This is a genomic window from Pseudarthrobacter sp. J1738 (genome assembly GCF_050490315.1).
Lineage (GTDB): Bacteria > Actinomycetota > Actinomycetes > Actinomycetales > Micrococcaceae > JBNPEO01.
On sequence record NZ_JBNPEO010000001.1, the window covers coordinates 278,827 to 304,897 of the forward strand.

General features: G+C 60.2%; 23 protein-coding genes. 13 read left to right on the forward strand and 10 right to left on the reverse strand.

What is annotated here, in order from left to right:
- The first annotated feature begins 49 nt into the window (after positions 1-49).
- Positions 50-907, forward strand: a complete 858-nt coding sequence (locus ACQR35_RS01355; RefSeq protein WP_430269011.1) for an aldo/keto reductase — start codon at positions 50-52, stop codon at positions 905-907.
- Here ACQR35_RS01355 and ACQR35_RS01360 read toward each other — a convergent pair.
- The 4 genes from ACQR35_RS01360 to rfbB are packed head-to-tail and all read right to left on the reverse strand — an operon-like array spanning position 904 to position 5,862.
- Positions 904-2,292 carry an AAA family ATPase gene (locus ACQR35_RS01360; RefSeq protein WP_430268066.1) on the reverse strand — a complete coding sequence of 463 codons (1,389 nt, stop codon included), beginning with the start codon at positions 2,290-2,292 and terminating at the stop codon, positions 904-906. The genes ACQR35_RS01355 and ACQR35_RS01360 overlap by 4 nt on opposite strands.
- Before the next feature lie 44 nt (positions 2,293-2,336).
- Complete coding sequence (locus ACQR35_RS01365; protein ID WP_430269012.1) at positions 2,337-3,353, reverse strand: LCP family protein; 1,017 nt, start codon at positions 3,351-3,353, stop codon at positions 2,337-2,339.
- A gap of 32 nt (positions 3,354-3,385) precedes the next feature.
- On the reverse strand, positions 3,386-4,837 hold the full coding sequence (locus ACQR35_RS01370) for a sugar nucleotide-binding protein (RefSeq protein ID WP_430269013.1): 1,452 nt from the start codon (positions 4,835-4,837) through the stop codon (positions 3,386-3,388).
- The gene (rfbB, locus tag ACQR35_RS01375) at positions 4,834-5,862 is read right to left on the reverse strand and encodes a dTDP-glucose 4,6-dehydratase (protein ID WP_430269014.1); all 1,029 of its coding nucleotides are present in this window, start codon (positions 5,860-5,862) and stop codon (positions 4,834-4,836) included. Before rfbB ends, ACQR35_RS01370 begins: the two co-directional genes overlap by 4 nt.
- A gap of 55 nt (positions 5,863-5,917) precedes the next feature.
- Between rfbB and rfbA the strand changes: the two genes are divergently transcribed.
- A complete protein-coding gene (gene rfbA, locus ACQR35_RS01380; protein WP_430269239.1) occupies positions 5,918-6,802 on the forward strand; it encodes a glucose-1-phosphate thymidylyltransferase RfbA in 885 nt (294 codons plus the stop codon).
- Positions 6,803-6,814: 12 nt separating this feature from the next.
- Here the strand turns inward: rfbA and ACQR35_RS01385 are convergent, their stop codons facing one another.
- Positions 6,815-7,258, reverse strand: a complete 444-nt coding sequence (locus ACQR35_RS01385; protein WP_430269015.1) for an Lrp/AsnC family transcriptional regulator — start codon at positions 7,256-7,258, stop codon at positions 6,815-6,817.
- A gap of 143 nt (positions 7,259-7,401) precedes the next feature.
- Here ACQR35_RS01385 and ACQR35_RS01390 point away from each other — a divergent pair, with 143 nt between their 5' ends.
- The 7 genes from ACQR35_RS01390 to ACQR35_RS01420 all read left to right on the forward strand — a co-directional run bounded on the left by ACQR35_RS01390 (position 7,402) and on the right by ACQR35_RS01420 (position 15,129).
- Positions 7,402-8,613: a thiamine pyrophosphate-dependent dehydrogenase E1 component subunit alpha gene (locus tag ACQR35_RS01390; protein WP_430269016.1), complete on the forward strand. Its 1,212-nt coding sequence runs from the start codon at positions 7,402-7,404 to the stop codon at positions 8,611-8,613.
- Positions 8,610-9,617, forward strand: a complete 1,008-nt coding sequence (locus tag ACQR35_RS01395; RefSeq protein WP_430268060.1) for an alpha-ketoacid dehydrogenase subunit beta — start codon at positions 8,610-8,612, stop codon at positions 9,615-9,617. Before ACQR35_RS01390 ends, ACQR35_RS01395 begins: the two co-directional genes overlap by 4 nt.
- A 5-nt stretch (positions 9,618-9,622) precedes the next feature.
- Entirely contained in the window at positions 9,623-11,047 is a 1,425-nt protein-coding gene (locus tag ACQR35_RS01400) for a dihydrolipoamide acetyltransferase family protein (RefSeq protein ID WP_430269017.1), read from the forward strand.
- Positions 11,048-11,132: 85 nt separating this feature from the next.
- Complete coding sequence (locus ACQR35_RS01405; protein ID WP_430268058.1) at positions 11,133-11,963, forward strand: MBL fold metallo-hydrolase; 831 nt, start codon at positions 11,133-11,135, stop codon at positions 11,961-11,963.
- Between the two features lie 232 nt (positions 11,964-12,195).
- Complete coding sequence (locus ACQR35_RS01410; protein ID WP_430268057.1) at positions 12,196-12,639, forward strand: VOC family protein; 444 nt, start codon at positions 12,196-12,198, stop codon at positions 12,637-12,639.
- Between the two features lie 93 nt (positions 12,640-12,732).
- Positions 12,733-13,884, forward strand: coding sequence for a MinD/ParA family ATP-binding protein (locus ACQR35_RS01415; protein WP_430268056.1), 1,152 nt, complete (start codon positions 12,733-12,735; stop codon positions 13,882-13,884).
- Positions 13,885-13,890: 6 nt separating this feature from the next.
- Positions 13,891-15,129 (forward strand): MFS transporter, encoded by a 1,239-nt coding sequence (locus ACQR35_RS01420; protein WP_430269018.1) that lies wholly within the window; start codon positions 13,891-13,893, stop codon positions 15,127-15,129.
- 23 nt (positions 15,130-15,152) lie between these two features.
- Here the strand turns inward: ACQR35_RS01420 and ACQR35_RS01425 are convergent, their stop codons facing one another.
- Positions 15,153-16,052 (reverse strand): phosphatase PAP2 family protein, encoded by a 900-nt coding sequence (locus tag ACQR35_RS01425; protein WP_430269019.1) that lies wholly within the window; start codon positions 16,050-16,052, stop codon positions 15,153-15,155.
- 76 nt (positions 16,053-16,128) lie between these two features.
- Here ACQR35_RS01425 and ACQR35_RS01430 point away from each other — a divergent pair, with 76 nt between their 5' ends.
- Complete coding sequence (locus ACQR35_RS01430) at positions 16,129-17,160, forward strand: o-succinylbenzoate synthase (protein ID WP_430268053.1); 1,032 nt, start codon at positions 16,129-16,131, stop codon at positions 17,158-17,160.
- A gap of 29 nt (positions 17,161-17,189) precedes the next feature.
- Here ACQR35_RS01430 and ACQR35_RS01435 read toward each other — a convergent pair whose 3' ends face one another.
- Positions 17,190-18,422 (reverse strand): type II toxin-antitoxin system HipA family toxin, encoded by a 1,233-nt coding sequence (locus ACQR35_RS01435; protein ID WP_430268052.1) that lies wholly within the window; start codon positions 18,420-18,422, stop codon positions 17,190-17,192.
- Complete coding sequence (locus tag ACQR35_RS01440) at positions 18,419-18,706, reverse strand: helix-turn-helix domain-containing protein (RefSeq protein ID WP_430268051.1); 288 nt, start codon at positions 18,704-18,706, stop codon at positions 18,419-18,421. Before ACQR35_RS01440 ends, ACQR35_RS01435 begins: the two co-directional genes overlap by 4 nt.
- Before the next feature lie 201 nt (positions 18,707-18,907).
- Here ACQR35_RS01440 and ACQR35_RS01445 point away from each other — a divergent pair, with 201 nt between their 5' ends.
- The 3 genes from ACQR35_RS01445 to ACQR35_RS01455 all read left to right on the forward strand — a co-directional run bounded on the left by ACQR35_RS01445 (position 18,908) and on the right by ACQR35_RS01455 (position 24,159).
- Positions 18,908-20,998, forward strand: coding sequence for a PhoX family protein (locus ACQR35_RS01445; RefSeq protein WP_430268050.1), 2,091 nt, complete (start codon positions 18,908-18,910; stop codon positions 20,996-20,998).
- A gap of 146 nt (positions 20,999-21,144) precedes the next feature.
- Positions 21,145-22,932 (forward strand): 2-succinyl-5-enolpyruvyl-6-hydroxy-3-cyclohexene-1-carboxylic-acid synthase, encoded by a 1,788-nt coding sequence (gene menD / locus ACQR35_RS01450; RefSeq protein WP_430269240.1) that lies wholly within the window; start codon positions 21,145-21,147, stop codon positions 22,930-22,932.
- Between the two features lie 171 nt (positions 22,933-23,103).
- Complete coding sequence (locus ACQR35_RS01455) at positions 23,104-24,159, forward strand: hypothetical protein (protein ID WP_430268049.1); 1,056 nt, start codon at positions 23,104-23,106, stop codon at positions 24,157-24,159.
- A 104-nt stretch (positions 24,160-24,263) separates the two neighbouring features.
- Here ACQR35_RS01455 and ACQR35_RS01460 read toward each other — a convergent pair whose 3' ends face one another.
- Both ACQR35_RS01460 and ACQR35_RS01465 read right to left on the reverse strand, forming a co-directional pair.
- A complete protein-coding gene (locus ACQR35_RS01460; protein ID WP_430268048.1) occupies positions 24,264-25,040 on the reverse strand; it encodes an amino acid ABC transporter ATP-binding protein in 777 nt (258 codons plus the stop codon).
- Complete coding sequence (locus tag ACQR35_RS01465; RefSeq protein WP_430269020.1) at positions 25,037-26,059, reverse strand: amino acid ABC transporter permease; 1,023 nt, start codon at positions 26,057-26,059, stop codon at positions 25,037-25,039. Before ACQR35_RS01465 ends, ACQR35_RS01460 begins: the two co-directional genes overlap by 4 nt.
- Positions 26,060-26,071 lie beyond the last annotated feature (12 nt).

Below are 26,071 nucleotides of genomic sequence, written 5' to 3' on the forward strand. Positions count from 1 at the left end.
GTCCCGCCAGACCCTCCCCAAATCTGCTCCGACGTGGTGAAGTAGCCCTATGGAAACAGTGACTTTGAATAATGGTGTCCAGATGCCCGTGCTCGGTTTTGGTGTGTATCAGATTGAGCCGAAGGACACTCAGGCCGCAGTGGAGGCTGCGCTCGCGGCTGGTTACCGGCACATTGATACGGCAGCCGGTTACGGCAATGAGGGACAGGTGGGCGCCGCGATCAAGGCGAGTGGTATTGCCCGGGACGATCTATTTGTCACCACAAAGTTGTGGATTCAGCACGCGCCCACGGGCAATGTGCAGGAGGACAGCAAGCGTTCTTTCCATAACTCATTGAACCGCTTGGGACTGGATTATCTGGATTTGTACCTGATCCACCAGCCGATTGGTGATGTGTATAGCGAGTGGCGTGCCCTGCAGGAAGTGAACACGCAGGGATTGGCCCGGGCTATTGGTGTTTCTAACTTCCACATGGACCGGCTGGTGGATTTGATCGATCACAACCAGATCGTCCCGGCTGTGAATCAAATAGAGACGCACCCGTTTTATCAGCGGGCAGCGGATCAGGCGTTTATGGCCGAACACGGTGTGCAGATCGAGTCGTGGGGTCCGTTCGCGGAGGGCCGGAACAACTTGTTTACTGACCCGTTGTTGAGCGGCATTGCTGCCGAGCACGGGGTATCTGTTGCGCAGGTGGTGTTGCGTTGGCTGATTCAGCGCGGTGTTGTGGTGATTCCTAAGTCGGGGCGCCCGGAGCGGATGGCTGAGAACTTTGATGTGTTTGGGTTCCAGCTCAGTGAGGCGCAGATGGAGCAGATCGCCACCTTAGACACGGGTGCCAGTTTGTTCTTTGATCACCGCGACCCGGCCATGGTGAGCCGCCTGGGCAGTCACCGGAGCAACTAGCCGACGGCGGTGCTTGCGTTACTGCCCAGGAGGCTGCGGGTGAGGGATTCGGCGTCGGACATCAGGGCAGCCGCCGCGGCTGTGAGGTGACGGTCGGCTACCGCTGTGCTCTCCAAAGCAGCGGCGACGACGGCGCGGCGGACGAGTTCTTTCGCGAAGGATGCGGTGGTGCCGGCGGTGCTTGCTGCGGCGCCCGCTATGGCGGCGTCACTGAAGGGGATGCCGTGGGCGTAGAGCTTGATGAGTTTGCGGCGTTCGTCCTCTGCCGGGAGTGGGATTTCCACGGCGAGGTCCACCCGGCCGGGGCGTTGGGCGAGGGCCCGTTCCAGCATGTCTACCCGGTTGGTGGTGAGGATGAAGGCTACATCTGCGTCGGCGTCGAGCCCGTCCATGGCGTCGAGAACTTCGAAGAGGAGCGGTTGCGGGCCGCGAGAGAAACTGCGGTCCTCGGCAATCAGGTCGCAGTCTTCCAAGACCACAATCGATGGCTGCAGCGCGCGGGCCATTTGAGCCGCTTCGGTAATCCGGGCGAGGGATTGGCCGGAGAGCAGGATTGCCGTGGTTCCGGGGCTTTCACTCAGTAGGTATTTGACGGTGTGTGTTTTGCCGGTCCCGGGTGGGCCGTATAGCAGGACTCCGCGTTTGAGGTGTTGGCCGTGGTTTTTGAGGGACTCGCGGTGTTCGGCGACGCCCGTCACGTGCGCATTGACTTTGCCCAAAAGTCCGTCTGGGAGGATGACATCGGTGCCGTTGATTTGTGGCCGACGGTGGAACGTCACACCCGCGCCGCTGGGTCCGTATTCGCTGATGTCTAGCGAAATAACTTGGCCCTTGAGGACGCTGCGGTGTTGGAATTGTTTGCGGAAGTCAGCCAAGAAGTCCATGGCGGTGTCTGCCTGGGCCAGGACTTCTAGCGAGGCCGTCTGGCGGCCGAAGCGCTGGTTCGCGTCGCGCTGTAGTACCGCCATGGGCTCACTGTTGTGGTGCAAGAGCCAAACGCCAAAAACGACAGCGCGGCGGTAGTCATCAGGGCCGGTCGCCAGGTTCGCATAGTCGGGTTGGCCAATGGGGAACATGGGCGAAAACATGGTGTTTTGCAACATATCGGCCAAGGACTGGTGGTGGCGTTGGTCCCCGCCACCCACGCCGGTGAGCCGGTATTCCGGGTCCGATTCGGCGTATTCGCTCATCAGGATGTCCGCGTCCATTAGCCGATGCGCGGGCACGGATTCGGTGATGACGGAGAGCGTATTTAGCGGGACGCCGAGGTATTCCTCAAGTGTCTCCGAAAGCTGCGGGCCTGTGCTTCGGTCCTGTTGTTGAGCCTGGGCCAGCTGAACAAGTTGCGCAAAGTTGCCAAGGAAATCCCCCAATTTTTCATCCATGCCGTTGAACCTAGCAGTTGCGGTTCCGCGGGGAAAGGGTACGGCTAGTTTCCGCTGTCAACCTTTGTAGTCGCTACGTATTCGTCTAGCTTGTCGTTGACCAGGGCATCGGAAACCGCTTTGGTTCCGGTTTCGTCAAGGAGCACAATCGATTGGCCGTCTGCTGAGGTTCCTACGCCACCGGTGGGCAGGGTGAAGAATTTGGTGTCTGCCGCCCCAACACCAGCTACGGAGACGCCCAAGGACGCGATGGTTCCCGCGTCGAGACCCTTGTCCACTGTGAGGTATGGAGACAAGGTTGACACGAGGGACTGCAGTTTGCCCGGGTTGGAGAGGGTGCCCTTGTCACGCAATTTGGCAATAACACCCTTGATCAGAGCTTGCTGGTTGCGCACTCGTTGATAGTCGCCGTCAGTAAATGCGTGGCGTTCGCGGGCGAAGGCGAGCGCTTTGTCACCCGAGAGTGTCTGTTTACCCGCCGGGTAATTGAACTGGCCGGCGGTGAAGGGCTCTTTGACGTTTACTTCGATTCCTCCGAGCGCCTCCGTCACGCCTTTAAAGGCTTCAAAGTCCACAATCGCAACGTGGTCAATGCGGGACTTGAGGAGTTGTTCAACCGTTTGCACCACCAGCGGGATACCGCCGAAGGCCAGAGCGGCGTTCATCTTCGCTTGACCGTGACCAGGGATGTCCACCCAGAGGTCACGCATTATCGAGATGCCATAGATGTGCTTCCGGTCAGCCGGAATGTGGACCAGGATCATGGTGTCTGAGCGCTGATCGGATGAACCCGAGGCGGTGGTGTCAGTGACTCCAGCTCCGCGTGTATCCGAACCCAGAAGCAGGACGTTGACTGCCTTGGAATCGCCGCTGCCGGTAGCAGTGGGGCGGGTGGATTCTTCGGGGAATGCCGATTCCATCACCGTCACGTTGTCCTTGTAGGACTGCACCAAGCTGAATACATAGCCGCCAGCCACGAGGGCGGCAATAACCACCACTGCGGCAAAGCTAATCAGCACAGTGCGGCCAGTTTTTTTGCGTCCAGAAGGGGTTTCATCCATGGGCCGAGAATAACAGCGAGGGCTGTCAAAAGCTAAGTTCGCTTCTCACTCAACGCTTCTCGCACACGCCACGCACTAACCTCATCGCCCACATATTCCGCAAGGCGTTGTGACGCGGGTTGGGGGTAAAAGCCTGCAGATTTGATTTTGCCCAGCTCCAGAGTGCTGTGTTGTGGCCGGGGCGCGGCGCATTTCCCGGCGAAATATTCTGCAGTGCTGACCCCGGTTACTGAATCACGTGGTTGCCCCAATAGCCCATAAATCTCTTTGGCGATGTCCGCCCAACTCCGGGAGTCGCCGTCGTTGGTCAGGTTGTAGATGCCGTAGGTGGCCCCTGTGCTAAGCAAGTGCTGAATGCCGGCTGCCAGGTCTTGAGTAAAGGTCAGCCGACCGTACTGGTCATTAACCACGGCCGGAGCTACACCTCCGCGCGCGAGCCCAACCATGGTGCGGACAAAATTTTTGCCGTCACCCACCACCCAGCTTGTGCGGAGTATGTAATGCCGCGGGGTTGAAAGTACGACGGCGTCTGCAGCCGCTTTGCTCTGACCGTAGACTCCCAGCGGTGAGACCAGTTCCGTTTCTGAATGCAGCTCTGAACTGCCGTCAAAAACGTAGTCGCTCGAGACGTGGACCAAGGTCAACCGGTACTCGGTGGCGATCCTCGCAAGTTGCGTGACCGCGTTGACGTTGATCTGCCAGGCCGCGCGGCGCCCCTCAGGAGTTTCGGCGCCATCCACGTCAGTGAAGGCAGCGGCGTTGATGATTGTTGAATACTGGCGCCAATTTCGGCCTGTATACGCGTCCGGCATGCTCAGATCGAGGTCTTCTCGTCCCGCGAATTCCACGTTCGGTGCCGTGCCGAGTTGCTGCCGAAGAGCCCGGCCTAATTGGCCGTCCGCACCAAGTACCAAGGTTTTCAGCGGTGGCATCGGAGTTACGTCCGCCAAGCGCGGATGTTTCTGATCCTTCTCGGACAGCTCGGCTTCGGCGAGGGGGATGGGCCAGTAGATATCTGCCGTCTCATCTGCAAGGTTGAGGAATGTGTACAGGTGCTGCGCCTCGGGCGAGTAATGGTCATTGACTAGGTACGTATATGCTGTCCCGTCTTGCAGGCTCTGAAAGGCGTTCCCCACACCCCGTGGCACAAATACTGCTTGGTCCGGGCCAAGCTCGGCAGTGAAGACGGTGCCGAAGGACGTCCCTTCGCGAAGATCAACCCAAGCGCCAAAGATCCGTCCGCTGGCCACGGAGACGAATTTGTCCCACGGCTCGGCATGGATCCCGCGAGTGGTTCCGGCGCTCGCGTTGAAGGAGATGTTGTTCTGGACAGGGCCAAAGTCCGGCACGCCAAGCGCCAGCATTTTTTCTCGTTGCCAGTTCTCTTTAAACCACCCGCGATTGTCACCGTGCACGGGGAGGTCAATAACCAGGAGCCCTGGAATGTTTGTTTGGTGGACCGCGAGGGGCTGTGCAAATTTCATGGCGTAGTCCGAGGGGCCTTTTTGGATGTGTTGTTTTGGGCCATATAGCGGGCCTCCGTTCCAGCCTTTTGTGGTCGCCACCAAGCCTCGTGTTCGCGGTACCAGGTGATCGTTGCGTCAAGGCCAGCCTCAAAGTCGGCGTATTCCGGCGCCCAACCGAGTTCGTTGCGCAGCTTTGTGGAGTCGATGCCGTAGCGCAGGTCGTGTCCTGGCCGGTCAGGAACAAGATCGTAGGAGTCAGCCGGTAGCCCCATCTGTTTCAGAATCAGTTCCACTACGTCTTTGTTGCTGCGCTCGCCATTAGCCCCGATCAGGTACGTCTCACCGATCCTTCCGCGCTCAATGATGCTCAGGACTGCGCGCGAGTGATCGTCTGCATGAATCCAATCACGCACATTGTTGCCCGCGCCATAAAGCATGGGTCTGATGCCGTCTATGACGTTGGTGATTTGGCGGGGGATGAATTTTTCGACGTGCTGGAACGGACCGTAGTTGTTGGAGCAATTGCTGATGGTTGCCGCCACACCAAATGACCGTACCCACGCGCGCACTAATAAATCTGAGCCTGCCTTGGTGGCAGAGTACGGGCTTGAGGGGTTGTACGCGGTGGCCTCGGTGAAACGGGCAGGATCCTCTAGCGCCAAATCGCCGTAAACCTCGTCAGTGGAGATGTGGTGAAAGCGTGTGCCGTGCCTCCTTGCCGCTTCCAAAAGGGTGTAAGTGCCAATGATGTTGCTTTGCAGAAACGGGGCCGGATCAAAAAGCGAGTTGTCATTGTGGGATTCGGCGGCGTAGTGCACCACCACGTCGGCTGAGCGCACCAACTGATCAACTATGCCGGGGTCGGAAATATCACCCACCACAAGCTCAAAGCGACTAGTGGGCAGGCCGGCTAGGGACGCGGGGTTTGCGGCATAGCTGAGTTTGTCCAGGACTGTCACGTGATGCTCAGTAGTCCGGATCAGGTAGTGGACAAAGTTGGAACCGATGAAACCGGCGCCGCCTGTGACAAGAAATCTCCCCATGATGCCTAACGATACGTGGTTGCGCAAGTCACATGAAGAGACGATGATGCGTAGCATGCGAGGAATTATCTTGGCAGGCGGAACGGGGTCCAGGCTCCACCCAATTACTCGAGGTATCAGTAAGCAATTGGTACCTGTCTGGGACAAGCCCATGATCTACTACCCGCTGTCCACGCTCATTCTCGCGGGCATCCGGGACATCCTCATCATCACCACTGTTCACGATGCGGAGCAGTTTCAACGGTTGCTTGGAGATGGTGAACAGTTCGGTGTGAACCTCAGTTACGTTCAGCAACCCAGCCCTGACGGCTTGGCTCAAGCATTCACGCTCGGAGCCGATCACATTGGTAACGACTCGGTGGCTTTAGTGTTGGGAGACAACATCTTTTACGGGCCGGGCATGGGCACCCAGCTGACCCGTTTTACCGAGATCGACGGCGGGGCGGTGTTCGGCTATTGGGTCAAGAACCCCGGCGCCTATGGTGTGGTTGAGTTTGATCTGGACGGCAACGCGATCTCATTGGAGGAAAAGCCAGCGGCCCCTAAGAGCAACTATGCGGTTCCGGGCCTGTACTTTTACGACAACAACGTGGTGGATATTGCGCGCGGTCTCAAACCATCGGCAAGAGGTGAACTTGAGATCACTGACGTTAATCGGCGCTACTTGGAACTGGGAAAACTCCATGTGGAGGTCCTGCCTCGCGGCACCGCCTGGCTGGATACGGGCACCTTCGATGACCTCAATGACGCATCCAATTTCATCCGGACCTTAGAGAACCGCCAAGGACTCAAAGTCGGGGCGCCGGAGGAAACAGCGTGGCGTGCTGGGTTCCTGAACGACGACGAACTCCGGACCCGTGCGGAACCTTTGGTAAAGAGCGGCTACGGTGCCTACCTTTTGGGATTGCTTGACGAGAACCACATGAACCACCCACGGTAGGGGTAACCAACTTCACCGCACATCCAAATCCTCAAACACCAAGAACGTCTGCGTATCCACCACCCCTGGCATGGATTGCAGTTGGTCGAAGATCACGCGGCGCAGGTCAATGTTGTCAACGGCCCGCACCAGCAGGATCACGTCAAAGTCCCCGCCCACAAGGGCAATGTGGTGAACCTCAGGGATTTCGCGCAGCTTCTCGCGCAACTCCCGCCAAGCATGCTGCTGAACTTTGAGCGTTACATACGCCGATGACCGTAAGCCAGCTTTGATGGGATCCACCAGCACCGTGAACTTGCTCAGCACACCCGTCTCCGTCAGCCGTGCAATCCGCGAATATGCGTGGGCCCTGGAAATGTGGACGCTCTCCGCCACCGCCGTCACTGACATTCGGCCATCACGCGTCAACTCCGCAACGATCGCGCGGTCCACCTCGTCCAATTGTCCACACCCCATCGTGTCATTCAGCCCACATTGTGCAATTCGTCTTCCACACTAGGCCGGATCCAGCAAGATCTCCACGATTCCCGGAATTACTAGATACAGAACAAGCGTCAAAGCCATACTGAAGGTGAAACTTGCCTTCAAAGGATGGATCAATGACGACCCCCACCCAGCACACCTCCGCGCCCGGCCTCCGCTTTGGTATCAGCGTTGAGGACTACATGCTCCCCGCCCGTCACACCATCGCGTTGGTAGATCAAGCTGGCCAAGCAATCGCCCACACGGATCAAGGCGCAGAACCCGGCCACGAATACCCCATCCCGGACGATTCACACCTCTTAAACGCCTACCAACACCTCGTCGTCGGACGCCGAATCAACGATCAAAACTCAGCCCTGGTCCGGCAAGGCCGCATGGCCGTCTACCCCTCGAGCCACGGCCAAGAAGCTTGCCAGGTAGGTGCCGCACTGTGCCTCGGCGCCAACGACTGGATGTTTCCCACCTACCGTGACACCGTCGCCGTGATCACCCGGGGCGTAGACCCCGTCCAAGTGATGACTTCCTTCCGCGGTGACTGGCATGCCGGCTACGACCCCCAGCAATACAAAGTCAGCGCCCAATCCACCCCACTCACCACCCAACTCCTCCATGCAGTGGGCGTAGCGCACGCAGCAAAACTGCGCGGCGAAGACACAGTGGTCCTGGCCATGTGCGGAGACGGTGCCACGAGCGAAGGCGACTTCCACGAAGCCCTCAACTTCGCCGCAGTCTTCCACCTACCCGTGATCTTCTTTGTTCAAAACAATGGTTACGCCATCTCCGTCCCGCTCGCCCACCAATCCGTGGCACCGTCACTGGCCCACAAAGCAGTGGGCTACGGAATGGCCGGGGAACGCGTAGACGGCAATGACCTTGTAGCAGTCCTCGCCGTCCTAGGCCGCGCCGTTAATCTCGCCCGTGAAGACTCCGGTCCACTCTTGGTGGAAGCCATCACCTACCGCATGCAAGCCCACACCAACGCCGACGATGCCACCCGCTACCGCAGCGATGAAGAAGTCGCCGCCTGGCGCGCCAAAGACCCAGTCCCGCGGATGCGCGCCTACCTTAAGGGCCGGAACATTTTGGACGACGACGGCGAACAACGAATCGCGGACCGCGCCGAGGAAATCGCTACCCAGCTCCGGGACGGCCTCAACCAAGACGCGGACATTAACCCGCTCGACCTCTTTAGTAACGTCTTCGAACGCCAAACAAGCCAACTAGCCGAACAATCAGCACTGCTCGCGGACGAACTCTCCCGCGATGCTGCTGCCGCACGCACCGCCGGTACCAGCGCCGTCGTCGAACCCCAAGGAAGTGCCCAGTGAGCGTTACCCTCGCCAAAGCACTCAACACCGCCATGGCAGACGCCATGACCGCAGACGATTCAGTCCTGGTCTTCGGCGAAGACGTTGGACGTCTGGGCGGAGTTTTCCGCATCACCGATGGGCTGATGAAAACCTTCGGCGAAGACCGCTGCTTTGATACCCCACTGGCCGAATCCGGAATCGTTGGAATGGCCGTGGGAATGGCCATCAACGGGATGCGTCCCGTCATTGAAATGCAGTTCGACGCCTTCGCCTACCCGGCCTTCGAACAGATCTTCAGCCACGTAGCCAAAATGCACAACCGCACCCGCGGGCACGTGAAACTTCCTCTCGTTATCCGCATCCCATATGCCGGTGGAGTCGGGGGAGTGGAGCACCACTGCGACTCCTCCGAGTCCTACTACGCCCACACTGCCGGGCTCAAGGTCTACACACCAGCCACCGTGGCCGACGGCTACCGGATGCTCCGCGACGCCATCGCCTCCGACGATCCCGTCATCTTTATGGAACCCAAAAAGTTGTACTGGAGTAAGGACGATGTGTCCCTTTCCGATCTGGCGGAAGAGTACGACGCGCGGGCTGCCGCCGGCGAAACGAGCGAAGGTCACGCCGCCGTGGCACGCCCCGGAACCGACGCCACGCTCATCGCCTACGGCCCCTCTGTCCCCACCGCACTACTCGCCGCCGAAGCCGCGGCCTTAGAGGGCCGGTCACTCGAAGTGATCGACGTGCGCACCATAGTCCCTTTTGACGACGCCACAGTGTGTGAGTCAGTGCGCCGGACCGGCCGGGCAGTAGTTATTGCCGAAGCACACGGATTCGCCTCGGTCTCCTCCGAGATTGTGGCCCGCGTCCAAGAACGCTGTTTCCACCAACTCGCAGCACCCGTCCTGCGCGTCACAGGCTTCGATGTCCCGTTCCCGGCTCCCAAACTCGAGCACTATTACTTACCCAGCGTGGACCGCATCCTCGATGCCGTAGATCAGCTGCAGTGGGAGGACTGATTCCCTTGTCTGATTCCTTACGAGTCTTCCTCTTGCCGGACCTTGGCGAAGGACTCACCGAAGCAGAGTTGGTGACCTGGCTGGTAGCCGAAGGGGACACCATTGTGGTGGACCAGCCCATCGCCGAAGTAGAAACCGCCAAATCCATGGTGGAAGTGCCCTCGCCCTATGGCGGTGTTGTGGTAACACTTCACGGTGCCCCGGGAGAGACCTTGGACGTGGGGAAGCCGCTGATTTCGGTTGGTTCTTCCGTTGGTGTCGGTTCCGGCTCCTCCGCGGATGATGCCGCCCCCGCCCCTACGCTGGACGGCTCTGCTGCAAGCAGCGAGCCGTCCAGCTCCGGCAGGCCCGATGCCACTCCCGGGGCGGCATCATCCGCTGCGGCGGCGTATCGCGAGGAGGAACGCGCGGGATCCGGGAACGTACTTATTGGGTACGGGACGCCTGGCGGTGCTTCGAGTGCTCGGCGGAGCCGGGCTCCGCGGGGTACTGCGGCTAACACTGCCGTGCCCGCCAAGGTGTCCTCGGTGATTTCGCCTTTGGTGCGGAAACTGGCTCGCGAGAACGGGGTTGCCCTCGATAGCCTTGCGGGGAGTGGTTCCGGTGGGCTGATTATGCGCCGCGACGTTGAAGCTCGGATTGCCGCACCGGAGACCGCCGCTGCCGCGGGTGTCCCGGCAGCGGGGAGCGGCACCGCTGGTGAGATGGACACGCGAACCGGGCTCGGCGTCGTCGGGCGCGTTGCTGTGCGTGGTGTCCGCAAAGCAGTGGCCGCGAACATGGCGCGCAGCCGCAGTGAGATTCCCGAGGCAACAGTATGGCTGGACGTTGACGCCACCGCGCTGGTGCAGATGCGGGCCGAGCTCAAAGCTCAACGGCCCGATGCCACACCAGGGCTGCTCGCGTTTATTGCTCGCTTTGTAGTGGCTGGGCTCAAAAAGTACCCCGAGCTGAACACCAGATTCGAGACATTGCCGGACGGCAGCCAAGAGATCGTGCAGCTTGGGGGAGTGAACCTGGGCTTCGCAGCGCAGACCGACCGCGGGCTGGTGGTCCCGAGTGTGCGGAACGCTGACGCGCTCAGCGCCCTAGAACTCGACGCCGAAATTCGCCGCCTCACTGAGGTAGCCCGCTCCGGAAAAGGAACACCGGCCGAACTTGGCGGCGGCTCCTTCACACTGAACAACTATGGCGTGTTTGGTGTGGACGGTTCCGCAGCGATCATCAACCACCCCGAGGTGGCGATGCTCGGAGTCGGACGGATCATCGACCGTCCCTGGGTGGTCAACGGAGAGTTGGCCGTGCGCAAGGTGACCGAACTGACCCTCGTTTTTGACCACCGAGTCTGCGACGGCGGCACCGCGAGCGGCTTCCTCAACTACGTAGCCAGCGCCATTCAAACCCCTGCCACCGTCCTCGCCGACCTCTAAGCGGCTACGGGTAGAATCGATTTCCAACGGCGCATCGCAGCAAAGAACTGTTGGTGCGGGTTTGAGGCTCAACCAGGAGGTTTGGATGTCCCGTTGGCGTGAACTTGGCGATGGAAACTATCTACTCACCACTGACTCAGCACTGCTGAACACCGGTTTGGTGGTGGGCACTGAACGCGCGCTGGTCATCGACACTGGATCGGGCCCGCGGCAAGGGGCTGAAATCCTCAGCGCCGTCCGCGAGATCACCCAACTACCCCTAGTAGTTGTGAACACCCACGCCCACTATGACCACTTCTATGGCAATGCAGTTTTTGCGGCCGACGGCGCCACCGAGTTTTGGGCGCACAGTAACTGTGCCGAACAGATCATCAAAAGCGGCGAAAAGCAGCGCACCGAGGTGGCCGCTTTCGAACCCGAAATGGCGGACAAAACCGGAAACAACGTCAACATTGTGGTGCCCACCGCCTTGATAGGTGAACAGCCAGTGCTTCTTGACTTGGGCGGGCAAGTGGCAACACTGTTCTACCTAGGCCGCGGTCACACCGACGGCGACCTCTTAGTGGGGACCAGCAAAGTCCTCTTCGCTGGCGACCTGGTAGAACAGGGCTCGCACCCCTCCTTTGAGGACTCCTTCCCGGAAGACTGGGCAGATACCCTCCGGCACATCTCAGCACTTCGCCACCGTTACGAATTCCTCGTCCCCGGACACGGCGAAACGGTTGCTGACGGATTTGTGAAAACCATGGCCGAGACCATGAGCACAGCCGTCCGGCAAGCCCGTCAAGTCACCCGCGAAGCACCCAGCGACGCTACCAAAGCCATCCCGATCCTGCCCTATGGGCCCATCCAGTCGCGCTGGTTCATCACACGCCTGGGCGAGACCACACACAGTGAACGCGCCAATGGTAGGTAAGTCCCGCCGTCGTACTTCTTGCCGCTGAACTTCTTGCCGCAGTACTTTCAACGCCGCAGCGTTAAGAAACCGTTAAAACCCTAAGCGGGGCAAAAATCTTCAGTTAGGCTGGGTGAAACCCGCTTCAAGACGTCCCCCCACGAACTTGGAGCGGGTTTTCTCATCTGCGGCCAGCGCCCCTGCTGAAAACCTCAAAAAATCGCACATCAAAAACGCACACAGGAGAACCGCTATGGCCGTAATACTCAATCCCTACCTCAGCTTCAAGAACAACGCCCGCGAGGCAATCACGTTCTACCACTCCGTATTTGGAGGGGAACTGACGGTCAACACCTTCGCAGATTTTGGTGCTAGCCAAGGCCCCGAGGACGCTGACTTGGTGATGCACGCGATGCTGAAGACTCCCAACGGCCTAACGCTCATGGCATCGGACACCCCGGCGTACATGGAGTACAACGAGGGGAACAACATCTCCATTTCCCTCAGTGGCGATGACGAGGAAACGCTGCGCGGCTACTACAACTCCTTGGTGGCCGGCGGTCAAACGGTGGAGCCACTGACCCAGGCGCCGTGGGGCGACACCTTTGGAATGCTCGTAGATGCCTTTGGCATCAACTGGCTCTTCAACATTGCAACCCAGAGCGGCGACCAAGGCGATTCGGCACCGGCTGCTTAGTCCCCGGGCGGGCTGATTTCCCCATAGAATGGCAGTTCGGAGCTAGCCGCGGCGGATCGTTGCGGACCACTACGCCAATCTGGGGAGATCAGCATGCCCGCACCGGTGGACCACACCAACTCTGCGCCCAACGACCAGCCGGAGCCGGAACTACGCCGGCGCCGCGATCGGCGCAAAGCCGAGCCCACTGAAGTACAAACCGAAGACTACGTTGGTGGCTTCCGGCAGTCCGGAACCCCGCCAGTGATCAGCTCTGTGCCCACCAGCAAAACTAACGCTCCGGCTGCCTCAGCCGCTGAGCCTGCAGTTGCCGACGTCCCGGTTTTCCCCTCGACCCACACCTCCTTTGTGCGCGAGCAGAAAGTCCGTCCCGCCGGCGGTATGCGCGGAATCCTCTACTCGATTTCCGCCGGTGCCATCAACCTCGGTCCCAGCCAAAAACAGCGTGAAGAGCAAGAGCTAGAAAGCCGCATCGCCCGCCAACTCCACGGCAGTTACAACACTGCAGTTCTGTCGCTTAAGGGTGGCATCGGCAAAACGTCCACCACCGTGGGTGTGGGCCTGATGCTCGCCGAGTACCGTGGTGACCCGCCTTGCGCTGTGGACGCCAACCCGGATTCCGGTGACCTCGTGGAACGTGCCCTCGGTGAAGGCATTTACCGCACCCAGCAACCGCGAACCATCACGGACCTGCTCAAAAATCTGGAATCAATCGATTCGCTCACAGACCTTTCCCGCTACATGCACCACGCTGGACGTTTGCACCTGATCGCGGGGGAGCAGGACCCGGAAGTTTCAGATTCGCTCACTGCCGATGAGTACTTGCGCATCCGCAAACTCATTGACTCTTACTACTCGCTGTCCCTGACTGACTGCGGAACCGGCGTCACCCACAACGCTATGAGCGGGATCTTGCAATCCGCGGACAACCTCATTGTGGCCGCCGGATACGCGGTGAGCGGCGCCAAACGCGCACGCAGCACTCTGCAATGGTTGGCCGGGCACGGCTACGAAGACCTAGCACGCAACGCGATTGTTGTTATCACTGACAAAGACGAGGTTTCCTCGCGCGTGGACAAGGACGCCATTGAGGAATACTTGGCCGGAATTTGCCGCCAACTCATCGCCGTCCCACACGACCGTGGTGTGGCAGACGGGGACCTCGTTACCCTTGACGCGCTCCGCCCGGAAACCCGCCGCGCGTACAAGGAAATCGCCGCAGCAATTGTGGACGGCTACCGCTAACCACTAATGACTTCAGAACCTTTTAGCCTTCGCAGTATTGCCGTTCCAGCTTTTGGACCCGCGCTCCTTTTTTGTATAGGCGAAGGCGCCATCCTCCCGGTGGTTGCGCTGACCGCGCGCGAGCTCGGTGGAAGTGTTGCTGTGGCAGCTTTGGTGGTCACGCTCATCGGTTTGGGTTCTTGGTTCTTTAACCTGCCGGCATCGCTGATTACCCTCAAGTTTGGTGAACGCTGGGCAATTGTTGGTGCAGCTTTTGCGAGCGGCTTGGCACTCATCGCGGCGGCGCTTGCCGCCCAGTTTGGGCGTGCGGGTCCTTCCGGAACGTCCGACGCCGGTGCTGGGCTTTGGGTTCTTGCCGCAGCCATGATGGTGGTTGGTATGGCATCGAGCGTCTTTAGTTTGGCCCGCCAGAAATACCTCACTGAAGCCGTGCCGGTGGACTTCCGTGCACGAGGTTTGTCAACGCTGGGCGGGGTAAGCCGGATTGGGATCTTTTTGGGTCCGTTTATTGGTGCCGGTGCCATGCATTTTTGGGGAATGGCCGGCGCCTACTGGGTGGGTGTGGTGGGGATGTTCGCCGCAGCGGCACTGTCCATCACCATCCCAGACCTGGTCTACTCACCCACGGGCAGGGACGGTTTTAGGGGTCCGGAGCCCACGCTGCGATCCGTGGCTGTTTCCCACCGGACAGTATTTTTCAGCCTGGGCACTGGCATTTTATTGCTCAGTGCTTTAAGGGCCTCCCGGCAAGTGGTGATCCCGTTGTGGGCTGAGAATCTAGGGCTTGATGCCACCCACGCCTCGATTATTTACGGACTCTCCGGGGCAGTGGACATGCTGGTGTTTTACCCTGCGGGAAAGCTGATGGACCGCAAAGGCCGGCAATGGGTGGCCATCCCGTCCACCCTGATTATGGGTGTGGCGTTGCTTCTGATCCCGCTCACCAGCACCTTTGTCTCGCTCCTGTTGGTTTCCCTGTTGATTGGGTTTGGCAACGGAATCAGCTCCGGGCTCATTATGACCCTGGGGGCGGATTTCTCTCCGGACCGTGGCCGTGGGCAGTTCTTGGGGATTTGGCGATTTATGGCCGATGCCGGCGGAACCGGCGGCCCCGTACTGCTCTCAGCAGTCACAGCAACAGTGTCCCTCGGCGCCGGTGTTGCCGCCACTGGGGTAATCGGATTCGCAGCCGCAGCCGTTTTGGGTGTGTTCATTCCCCGGCTCAAACACCACAGGAATTACTAAAGCTGCCCCAAATGCCGGTTCGCTTACAATTCTGCCGGGGCCCGTCGCCTGGCTGCATGGGCAAAAAGCCAGGTCACGGCCACCACGCATAAGTATCCGGCGATCACAATCAGCGCCACACCGGACCAAAAGTAGTTGGTGGTGGAGGTTTCTTGGCCGTCGCCGGGGGCGATCTTCATCAACGAATACACGGCAACCCCGGCAGCACTCAGCCCGGCGATCACGGGCAGCAACAGCCACCAGCGCGAGGCGGCCCAATGTTCGCCGAAGCCGTCCCACACGTTCCACGCATTACCCAGCCGCATCATCAACCAACCGGCCGGGAGCATAAACGCGCCCACCACTAAGTACGCCGCCACCACGTCAGAGGGCCGGTGCCACTGGTTGATCAGGGTAGAAACGCCGGTTACGACGGCGAAGCTACCGCCAGCGAACGCTGCCAAGGGTCGCCACCGTGGGGACACCATAAGGACCACCGCGGCAGCAGCCGAGGCCGCCAAGGTGGTGTGACCCGAAGGTAAAGAATTCAGCTCAAGTGTTTGCACACCCGTGAAAGGGCGCGCCGGGAACCAGTTTTTGAGTAGTTGGGTGGCCGCATTGGCACCAGCACACGCAGCAAGGGCTATGCCTGCGGCGGCCCAACGATGCCGCCCGATGGTGACGAACAGGACCACAATGCTCGCTAAAACCAGTGAGATCACGGGCAAAGCATCCAAGAATTTTGTGGAGGTTCGAGTGGCCGGGCCGTTGAGTGCAGTGGCCTCGACCAGTGCTGACTCGTCAATAAACTGCCCGGTAGTGGTGCGCACAAAAAAGTAGTACGTGCCAGCAAGCGCCAGTAGGCAGGCCACGGTGGCAACAAAAAATAGCAGCCCCGTTCCTTGGGCCGCCCGGCGCTGAGAGTGCTGGTAGACGTTGTTCATTTGTTTAAGGGTGTCACAAGTTTCTGGAGGCTTGGTGATGGCACGGAATGTCACGGGTGCTCGCTAGGCTGGGGGGATGTTCAGTCCCGCTGAGTCAACCCCCAAGGGGACCCCGCCAAAGGAGACTTTGCCGTCGCTTGAGGAATTGCTTGCCTCCGCGCATGTGGTCTCCATTCCTATGCGCGTGAAATTCCGAGGCGTCCTGCACCGCGAAGTGATGCTCTTTGACGGGCCAGCCGGCTGGGGCGAGTTTGGGCCGTTCCTGGAATACGGGCCGGACGAGTCCTCACGTTGGCTCGCAGCGGCCATCGAAGCAGCATGGCAAGGTTTCCCCCCGCCGCTGCGGACCAGCATTGCCGTCAACGCTACGGTTCCCGCCGTGGCGCCCGGCCGTGTGGCCGACGTCCTCGCCGGGTTTGGTCGTGTGGACGCCATCAAAATCAAGGTAGCCGAGTCCGGCCAAACCCCCGCTGATGACCTCGCCCGGGTGGCCGCCGTGCGCGCTGCCGCCCCTAACGCACGCCTGCGAGTAGACGCCAACGGTGGCTGGGACGTGCCCACCGCCGTCGCGACCCTCAACGCCCTGGCTCAATACAATCTCGAATACGCCGAACAACCCGTCCCGGACGTCCCCGGCCTCGCAGAAACTAGGCGCCAACTCCGCGCCACCGGCAACCCTCTCCTCATCGCCGCCGACGAATCAGTCCGCAAAGCCGAGGACCCGCTCAAAGTAGCCCGGGCCGGGGCTGCGGATCTGATCATCGTGAAAGTCGCCCCGCTCGGGGGAGTACAGCGCGCGCTGGATATTGTGGCGCAAGCCGGGCTCCCCGCCGTTGTGAGTTCGGCCCTAGACACCTCAGTGGGAATCCGCGCCGGCCTGGCCCTAGCCGCGGCGCTGCCGGAACTCCCGTATGCGTGCGGGCTGGGGACCGTTTCGCTGATGGCGGGGGACGTGGTTGCCGACTCCCTCACAGTGCACGACGGCGGCATCACCATCCGCGATGTTGACCCGGACCCAGCGCTGTTGACGCAGTTCACGGCCGCGGCGCCGCGACGCGAGTGGTGGCTACAGCGGCTTCGGGAGGCGTACGCGGTGCTGAGCAGTTAAGCGGTTAGTAGCGGTCCGGGGGAAGTGGCCTAGACTGCGGCTGCCAAGAGTGCTTCAAGACGAGGAGTCAAGGATTCAGCCATCATCGTGACCTCCTGACCTCGTATGCCATTTTTGCGTGCGACCGCCTGCCATCCGCTCAGATGTCCCGCCACTGCACCAATCCGATTTTTGGCGTTTTTGAGCGTCAAATCGCATTCGTCGGCCAACGCTAGAAGGCCTGCAACTTCATCGTCGAAAGTATCCGCACCCATGATCGACGTTGATCGGCGCTGTGCCAGATCAGGGTTCGGGTTGACGTCGAAAGCCGGACTCATGGCCCAGCCGTGGCCCGTCGATAGTAAGCCGTGGTTGCGCAAGTGATCATCCGTATTGCCCAGTGCCACGTTCGCAACGGCGCGGTCGAAGAGCTCACGCTGATCGCTTTTCAGATTGCTGGAGAGATCGCGGAGGGACTCGGCAATGTCCGCGTAATCGCGGCGCTGACCGTCGGTGGATCCCGTTGCGGTCATGGCGCTGATGTAGCCAATGCGTGATCCTAACGGGGAGCGGTCAAACCGGCGCAAAAGCAACACGGACCTCTCGCCCACGGTGACCAGCTTATGAAGGGGCGTCGTGATGCCAGCGAGGCCAAGTAGGTCCAGAGCTGTCGACTCCCACGCCATAACGTCCCACTGATCGCTCGCGTGAGGAAACTTTGCAATGCCCAATCCCTGATCAGGAAATCGAAATGACGCTTTGGGACGCGCGCCACCCAGACCTGTAGTTCCGGTATCGAGCAGTTGTTTGACCGCAGCGGACGTATCGCCATCACGCGATAGCTGGTCTGAAGCGCGCAGGAGCTCCGGTAGCGAAACCAACTGAGGAACCTTCGAAGGCCGTCCAAGAAAGTCGAGCTGGTCCGGCATCCGAAATCGAAGAGCACCTTGCCGTGTGTCATCGCTGACTCCAAGTAGGAAGTCAAGATCGTCAAGGCTTTGTACCGACCGATTCTCCTCGCGGGCGCTGGCCCGTTCTGCTTTTTCTATGAGATTACGGCCCCATCTATCGGGTGAGCTGTCCGCAAATGCCCCCGCAAGACCCAACTGGTGTTGAGCACCGGGAACCAGAGGGAGTGCAGGGTCGATCGCAGCATGTGTGCCCGAGAGATATTGCGAGCTGTAGAGGAAAGTCGTTGACAACTGGCCGCGGTTTCGCGTCAAGTGGGCCTGGCCAACTAGGGTCGCATCGCCGTCGCCCAAGTAGACTTCAATGGTGGTCATAGGGCCCGCTTCTTGTTGAGGTTCCCTGCACGAATTCGGCCAAGATCGCTATTTAGCGGATCGACGGCGGATACCACAGTGTCCAGCTGCCCCAACGCACGCAATACCTGGGCAACAACTGCAAAACCAACCCCGCCGCTCCCGGTCTCAATCTTCCTCAGCGTGTCCCGTGTGGTGTTCGCGCGTTCGGCAACCTGCTGTTGTGTCAGATTCAGAACCATCCGCCAGCCACGGACGTGTTCGCCAAATTCTTTCATTTGACGATCAATCTTGTACCCAGCCATCACGCCTCCCTTATGAAAACAATCATAAGCTCAACTACCTGTTATGCATAGATTTCGCTGCATAATGGACGGCGCGCGTTTGGCTGCGCTTGACTTCCAGTGACCGAGTTCACTTCGATTTCACTCGATTTTGGGGTGGATGTCGCGGGGGACTGTTTGGCTGTACGGGACCGCAGTACGCACCCCTGAAAGGTCCCTCAGATGTCTTTGGACACCAACCGCAAGATTCAGCTCCTGCCCATGGCCGGACACACACTGGGCAAGCGCAGCCCTGTAACTTGTGCGCTCAAATGCGACAACGCCTGCTTTGGTGAAGTCTGCAACACCAGCTCCAACGGCTACTTCCGTGACGTTGTTTCCGCCGCGTTCACCCGCCGCCAAGCCCTCGGCGCAGGCGCCGTAGGTGCCCTAGCAGTTGTCCTTGGCGGAAACGCCGCAAGCACAGCAAACGCTGCTTCAGGAAACGCGGCCGCTGGTTTGGCTGGCGCCGCTAAGCACGGGCACAAAAGCAAGCTCGCTTTTGACGCCATCAAGCCTGTGGATGCAGCAGTTGACGCGTTTACGGTTCCTCAAGGTTTTGACTGGCAGCCGATCATCCGCTGGGGTGACCCGCTCTTCAACGACGCACCCGCTTTCGACATCAACAACCAGAGCGGCGCAGCTCAAGAACTCCAATTCGGTTACAACAACGACTACTCGGACATCATCCAGATCCCCGGTAGTAAGGGCCGCCGCGCCGTCCTCTTCGCCAACCACGAATACACCAACGAGAACATCATGTTCCCGGCCACCACTGACGCAGCCACAGTGCGCCAAGTGGGCCGCGCCGCACACGGTTTGACCGTCGTCGAACTTGAACGTAAAAACACCACCAAGCCGTGGAACTACGTCAAGGGTGCGCCGCTGAACCGGCGCTACCTCACCGAAACCGTGTACACGCTCACCGGGCCCGCAGCTGGCAACGAGCTGGTCAAGACCGTTGCTGACCCCACCGGTGCTGCCATCAAGGGAACCCTGGGCAACTGCGCCGGCGGCACCACCCCTTGGGGCACCATCCTTTCCGGTGAAGAAAACTTCAACGGCTACTTTGTCACCCCCGGAACCTCTGCCTCGGACAAGCGCTACGGCCTGGGAAGCAAGCCCACCGCCCGCAACTGGGAGCTGGACGACCCTCGCTTCGACACCCGAAATGCCGGATACGAAAATGAAGCCAACCGCTTCGGCTGGATCGTAGAAGTTGACCCGTTTGACCCCACCTCCACCCCGCGCAAGCACTCAGCGATGGGCCGCTTCAAGCACGAAGGCGCCAACGTAATTGTGGCTAGCTCCGGACACGTTGTGGCCTACATGGGTGACGACGAGCGCTTCGACTACCTGTACAAGTTTGTGTCCAAGAACAAGTACCGTTCCGGAAATACAGCAGCCGACCGCGCGCACAACATGACCCTCCTCGAAGAAGGCGACCTCTACGTAGCCCGCTTCACCGGCGACTCCTCGGCCGCCGAAATCGACGGCAGCGGCAAGCTCCCCTCAGACGGTGCCTTCGACGGTACCGGGCAGTGGATCCCGCTGGTTGAAGACGGTCAGTCCAAGGTTGCCGGGATGAGCGTGGCAGAAGTTCTGGTATACACGCGTTTGGCTGCAGACAAGGTCAACCCCACCAAAATGGACCGTTGCGAAGACGTCCAGCCCTCACTGGCCACCGGCAAAGTCTACGTAGCCTGCACCAACAACACCGACCGCGGCAAAACCGGCAAAGAAGGCGCAACGGAGCCAAACCCGCGCACCACCAACCGCGACGGCCACATTGTGGAAATCACCGAACGCGGCGACCAGACCTCAACACGCTTCTTCTGGAACCTGCTCCTGGTCTGCGGCGATCCTTCGGTAAACGGCAGCACCTACTTCGGTGGCTACCCGGTAGAGAAGGTTTCCCCTATCTCTTGCCCAGACAACGTGGCATTCGACTCCGTAGGGAACCTGTGGATCTCCACCGACGGCGCGCCTTCCACCATCGCCAAGGCAGACGGTCTCTTCAAAGTCACCCTAGAAGGCAGCGAACGTGGACGCGTGGAGCAGTTCCTAGCCGTGCCACGTGAAGCCGAAACCTGTGGCCCGATTGTGCACGACGAGGAACGCAACGTTTTTGTGTCGGTCCAGCACCCGGGTGAAGAAGGTTCCTTCACGGACCAGCATTCCTTCTTCCCGGATTACGTGCCCGCTGGCGCGAAGCCCAAGAAGGGCCAAGTGCGCGCACCGCGTCCCGCCGTCGTACAGATCTTCAAAAAGTGATGTTCGCATAGAAACTGTTTGACCCAAACGCTCGTCCGCCGTGGCTCCAAATTTTTGCCAACGGTGGGCGAGCGTTTGCGCGTGCGGAAGGGAAATAGACTGGAGCGGTGACTTCACAACTGCCCCCAGAGCCCGTACTCGACTCGATGGCATCCGCGCGACTGGCCGTGGAAACGCTGATCGGCTACGGGGTGAAATACGTGGTGCTGGCCCCAGGATCCCGCTCTGCGCCCCTGGCTTACGCGCTTGCCGAGGCAGAATCCGCAGACCGCATCCGTGTCCTCATCCGCACCGATGAGCGAGTGGCAGGATTCACCGCACTGGGGCTCGCACTGGGGAGTGGCGCCCCGGCGGGCATCGTGACCACATCCGGGACCGCCGTCGGAAACCTCTTGCCCGCGGTGATGGAAGCCAACCACGCGAGCGTCCCCCTGGTGGTGCTCTCCGCCGACCGGCCCACCGAGCTACGCGGAACCGGAGCTAACCAGACCACAGTGCAGTTCGACCTTTTTGCTGAGCATGCCCGTTTTGCTGTGGATGTTGCCGCGGGGGATTCACCAGTCTCAGCGATACGCACTGCTCTCCTGGCCGCCAAAGGTGAGCTGCCGGGCACGCCAGCCGGCCCCGTACAGGTCAACCTCGCCTTCCGCGACCCGCTCACCCCGCCGCTGGACGGCACGGATTGGGCAGAGCAACCGGCTACAGGTTTTGCTGACGCCGCTTTTCCTGGCGGTGTTCAGGCTGACGCCGCTTCCGACGACGATGCAGACTGGCGCTTTGAAGTGTTGCCTTACCAGCCAGTAGGGGAGTGCCCCGGGCGGGCAGTTGTGGTGGCAGGCCACGCCACCAGTGCCGAGGCTGGGCGCGAGGCCGAATACTTTGCCCGAGTTCACGGCTTGCCTCTCTTGGCCGAGCCATCCTCCAACGCACGTTTTGGGCCCAACGCTGTGGGACCGTACCGGCTACTGCTCGCCGAATCCGGGCCCGAAGGATTGCTTGCCGTAGATCGGGTGATCGTGTTTGGACGGCCTACCTTGTCCCGGCCCGTTGCCGCTCTGCTGGCCCGCACGGATATTCCGCGTGCTTTATACGTTCCGCGGCCAGTCGCCTGGTTCGACGAAGGCAAGCGCACCGAAACCGTGATCGACGACTGGGAAGAGCTGTCATTGTTTGCCGGGCGTGGTGAAGACGGCTGGCTTGAGGCATGGCAAGCCGCGGGGGCTGCAGCAGAGGGCGCGCTCGCTGAGGTGCTAGGTGCTTCTGGGTTGTCCGGGCGGGCCGGACTGACAGAGCCCCAGCCGCTCACAGGTCCTGCCGTGGCGCGGCGCGTCTGGGCTGCTCACAATGGGGCAACGGGTGTCTCAGGGGCGGCCTTGGTCCTCGGCTCCTCCAACCCGATCAGGGATGTTGACCTCGCCGGGCAGCCCGTGGTTTCACCAGAAGGCACCTCACCCGGGAACGTCTACGCTAACCGCGGCCTTGCCGGGATCGACGGCACCATCTCAACGGCCACGGGCGTGATGTTCTCCAGCTCAACCCCCACGCGGGTTCTTCTCGGAGACCTCACTTTCCTGCACGACGTCGGCGCACTGCTCACCCCACCTGACGAACCCGACTGGCCGCTCCAAATCGTTGTCCTCAACGACTCCGGGGGCGGGATCTTCTCCGTCTTGGAGCACGGGCAGCTCGGCGAAAAACCACGGTACGCGGCCGCCGTCGAACGTTACTTTGGCACCCCGCACACGGTGGACATTGCGCACCTTGCCGCGGCGTACGGCATCGCGCACCGTGTGGTGAGCACTGGCGCCGAACTCGAGGATGCTCTGGCCGAGGCCATCACCGGCCGCAGTATCATCGAGGTCCGCACCACTCGCGACACCCTGCGCAATCTCCACGCTCGCATCAAGTCTTCGGTGAACGCCGCACTCCGCTAACCGCTACAAAAAAGGACATTCGCACCCCGGATTCCGGATGCGAATGTCTAATTTCGTAGCGGAAAAGGTGGGGATCGTGTGGAGGAGTAGTCCCGAACGAATTCGCGCACGCTGTCCACATACGGCTCAACGCGCCTATTGCCTCGGCTGCGTTCCCGCGAGAGTAGAAGCATGTCCCTCCAACCGTTGATCCTGACGCGAACAGCTACCACAGGCCTAGGCGCACGAACCCTTGCTAGGCAAGCGAAATCCGGCGAACTCGTTCGGCTCAGGGCAGGCGTTTACCTCGAGACGGGCACCTGGAACGCACTCGCACCCTGGGACAAAGACTTGCACCGCATCCGCGCCTGCGCCGAATCGTTCCGCTCACGGACAGTTTTCTGCCGCGATTCGGCCGCGCTGCTGTGGCACCTACCTCTCAGAAGTACGACGCCGGTACACGCCTACACGTCCGACGCTCGCGGTGGGCGTTCACGCAACGGAGTGGTGCGTCACCACGTTCCGGATGGGGGAGGGGACGCCGTTCAGCGGTACGGCGTTCTGGTCTCCAGCCGGGTCCGGACTGTGCAGGACCTTTTGGTGTACGCCACTTTTCCCGATGCGATTATGGCTACGGATCATGCGCTCAATGGCGATGCGAAACGCGGGTTTCTTCCATTGGGCCGGACGGAAATTCTGGAGGGCATCGAGGAGCTTTACTCGGCCGACGGATGCAAGCGACTTACCCAGCGATTGGCCTTTGCCGATCCGGCGTCGGGCTCTCCGGGCGAATCGCTGAGCCGGGCAATGATGGAAATTGCAGGCTTCGCTAGGCCGCGTCTGCAACACGAGTTTTATGATCGCCAGGGTTTAGTGGCGCGCACCGACTTCGATTGGCCAGCCCCGGACAGCATTCGTGGTGGAGCGGCAAGTGGCGGCGCTGGTTCCGGCCCCTTTGGTGGTGGAACCTTTGGCGCCTCTGGCACTTTAGCCGCACTACCGTCGTCGGACTCTATTCTGGTGGGCGAGTTCGACGGTGCTGTGAAGTATCAGAAGATTGAGTACACGAATGGACGCAGCGCCTCGGAGATTGTGCAGGCCGAGAAACGGCGTGAGGACAGGATCCGCGCATTGGGTCCGCGAGTTATTCGCTGGGGATGGCAAGAACTGCAAAGCCTAGACCGGTTCAACAAGTTCCTCAGCGACAGCGGGGTCCCACGCAGGCCGTCCCGCTCCGCACTCGCTTAACTCCGCATTCGCTTAGCTCCGCCGCCCTCAAAACCGCTACAAAAAAGGACATCCGCACCCCGGATTCCGGATGCGAATGTCCTTTTTTGTAGCGAAAACAGGAACTACAGTACGCGGCTGAGGAACTCCTTGGTTCGGGCATGTTGCGGGTTGGCGATGATCTCGCGAGGATCGCCACTTTCCACCACAACGCCGCCATCCATAAACGTGAGCCGGTCGCCGACTTCGCGGGCAAAACCAATCTCGTGAGTTACCACAATCATGGTCATACCGGACTTGGCCAGATCCTTCATCACGTTGAGCACATCGCCCACCAGTTCAGGGTCCAGAGCGGAAGTAGGCTCATCAAAGAGCATCAATTCCGGCTCCATGGCCAACGCCCGTGCAATTGCCACACGCTGCTGCTGACCACCAGAGAGCTGTGCAGGGTAGTGGCCAGAGCGATCACCCAAGCCCACCCGGTCCAGCAACTCGAGAGCCTTCTTTTTGGCCACAGCCTTGGGTACACGCTTGACCTGTACCGGAGCTTCCATCACGTTCTGCAAAGCAGTCTTGTGAGGGAAGAGGTTGAAGCGCTGGAAGACCATTCCGATTTCGCGGCGCTGGGCCGAGATTTCCTTGGTCTTCAGATCGTGCAAGCGGCCATTGACTTCGCGGTAACCGATCAGGTCACCACCCACGGAAATGCGTCCAGCGCTGATGGTTTCCAGCAGGTTCACACAACGAAGCATGGTGGACTTTCCGGAGCCCGAGGGGCCAATTACCACGGAGACTTCGCCTTGGTTGACAGTGAGATCAATCCCGCGCAGAACGTGGTGGTGGCCGTAGAACTTATGCAGCCCTTCGATCCGGACTAGCGGCTCGGCGGTGTTAGCCGTCATTTTGAGTCCTCCTTCGGATCTTCCGCGGTGGCCGCGGACTCGGGTGCACCAGCTGGTGCAGCAACAGTCTCAGTGGCAGCGGTTACAGGCCCAACATGAGCACCACTCTTGAATGCACTGTTGGCCTTGGCTGCGGCGGCGTTCACCGGAGCGGGCGAGAGGTTGTCTACGCCCTTTCCGTAGTACGCCTCGATGTAGTGCTGGCCAACCATCAACAAGCTGGTGATGACCAGGTACCAAATTGCGGCAACCAGTAGCAACGGAATTGGCATGTACGTGCGGTTAGCCAAGGAGTTGGTGGCGAAAGTCAGGTCGAGTGTGAACGGCACGGCTAGAACCAACGAGGTGGTCTTGAGCATGCCGATGGTCTCGTTGCCTGTTGGTGGAACTATCACACGCATGGCCTGAGGCAGAATAATCCGCCACATGATCTTGCCCTTGGACATGCCCAGAGCCTCAGCGGCTTCCATCTGGCCCTTGTCTACAGACTTCAGGCCGGCCCGGAAAATCTCGGCAAGGTAAGCAGATTCGTTCAGGCCTAGACCCAAAATGGCGCCCACCAAAGTGGTGATCACGCTGGCAGTATCCAGACTGAACCACTCGGGACCGAACGGGATGCCCGCGCTGATCTTTGGGTAGAGGACCGAGATCAGTCCCCAGAAAATCAACTGGGTGTAAACCGGTGTACCGCGGAAAAACCAAACCCATACCCAGCTGGACCAGCGGAATACCGGGTTGTCCGACTGCCTCATAAACGCCAAGAGGATTGCCAGCACAATTGCCAGCACCATTGACGCTACGGTGAGCAACAAAGTCCAGCCCACACCTTGGACAACTTTGGTGTCCAAAATGTAGGTGGCAACGATGTCCCAGCGGAAGCGTGGGTTGGTGAAAAGGCTCTGCAAAATCAGAGCCAAAACACCAAGAATTACGACGGCGCTAATCCAGCGCCCGGGGTGACGCACCGGTACTGCTTTGTTCAGTACCGGTGCGTCAGTGTCCTTGTGATGGGGGGCCATCATTCCACCTGT